Origin of the sequence: Sporolactobacillus shoreae (assembly GCF_004684935.1) — a bacterium.
GTDB lineage: Bacteria > Bacillota > Bacilli > Bacillales > Sporolactobacillaceae > Sporolactobacillus > Sporolactobacillus shoreae.
On the sequence record NZ_SRJD01000061.1, the window covers coordinates 1 to 1,639 of the forward strand.

The 1,639-nt window shown below is 50.5% G+C and carries 1 pseudogene; it reads left to right on the top strand.

The annotated features are described in order from the left end of the window. Positions 1 to 240 precede the first annotated feature (240 nt). Positions 241 to 1,532, top strand: a pseudogene (locus tag E4665_RS17985) (ISLre2 family transposase). Positions 1,533 to 1,639: the final 107 nt, after the last annotated feature.

Genomic DNA, 1,639 nt, shown 5'->3' on the forward strand with positions numbered 1-1,639 from the left:
CGTATGAGTAAAATATTTGTAGGCAAATTACCTTCCTGTCCATACCGTTAACGGCAATTGCCGTTAACGGTATGGACAGGGCACCAAGCGGGAGCGCGGTAGGTAAGTGAGCATTTTCCATGAAAAAGAGGGTTACTCCTTGGTAGAATCAAAGTCGACGAAAACCAGATTCTAAAGGAGATAACCCTCGTGAAACAGGATACCACAGCCTATTTAAATTTAAAACAGATTGAGCAGCTTGTGTGGCGGAAATTACAGGAAACCTTCGGCTTGGTGATGAAACACCTGCTGGAGGAGATGGATCAACAGATCGCTGAAGAACGGGACAAGAAGCAGTACCGCCTTTTGAATAAACGATCCCTCCAGGTCGTCAGTCTCTTCGGCGAAATGAAACTGGAACGCAATTATTATCTAGATCGAAAAAGCAACCGCTATTTTATCTTCTCGACCGTTATCTGTCATTTGAGCAGGAGGGTCACTTAAGCCCGATGGTTGAGGAAGCGGCCATCCAACTGGCGGTCCAGGGTCCTTCCTACCGAAAAGCCGCCCAGACTCTGGAAAACCTCTTAGGCTATCGGGTCATCAGCCATGAAGCGATCCGACGGCATCTGTTGGAGATCAGAGCCCTTCCCAAAGCCCGTGAACCCGTTCACCGCCCAGTGCTGTTCGCTGAGGTTGACGGACTGTTCGTGAAACATCAGGAAAAAGGAATACGGGGCAAAGAGGAGAAGATCGTAGCGGTGCACCAGGGTTGGGAGAAAAACGGGAAACGTGTTCGGCTCAAAGACAAACGCCATTTTGTCTACCGTGGGAAAAAGCCGTTCTGGGAAGCCTTTGAGGACTTTCTAATCGACAACTATGCGTACGACCCCACCGTACACAAACTAGTCATTAATGGCGACGGTGCTGGGTGGATAACGGCCTGTCGTGAGCACTTTCGGAACCGGGCGTTCTTCTGTATTGACCGCTTTCATGTGGCTCGGGAGTTGCGTGGCCTGTTCCGCAAACATCCCCGCTTGAACAACGTGAGAAAAGCTTTCAGAGCTTGGGACGGGGAAGACCTGTTGGTTGAATTGAACAGTGCGGTGGGCACTCTGGGAAGCAACGCAAAGGAAGACCGTTTAAACGATCTGATCCAGCAGCTGGAACAGTATCCGGAGGCGTTGGGCGATTACCGCAACTGGCTGAAGGCCCAAGGCATAGATACGGAGGATATGCGTCCCATGGGGAGTGCGGAGGGAACGATGAGTGTTTTTGCCAAGCGCTTGAAAAACGGCCGTAGCTGGGTAGAAAAAGGGAAACAGGCGATGGTGACCGGTCTCGTCGCCCATTTGGATCACATGGGCTTTCAAACGCTGTTCGGGCGTGCCGAGAGCTGGGGTGAACCCACAACAGAAGAGAAACCGCCCAGGCATTATGAAGAGAAGGTGGCGCACACCGTTGGCGAAATGACACGTGGGAATATACAGTACTTACAAGGGAAATCCGGTCTTCCTGTATACCGTGCCCTACAGGCATTACAGAGTTTTTAAACAAGGGTCAGGGTTCACCAAGGAAACGCTCTGCAATCATGAATTCGTTTACACTATTGGGTACACGCTGGCAGATAAAAATTTGCCTACAAAGACTTGACTCAATC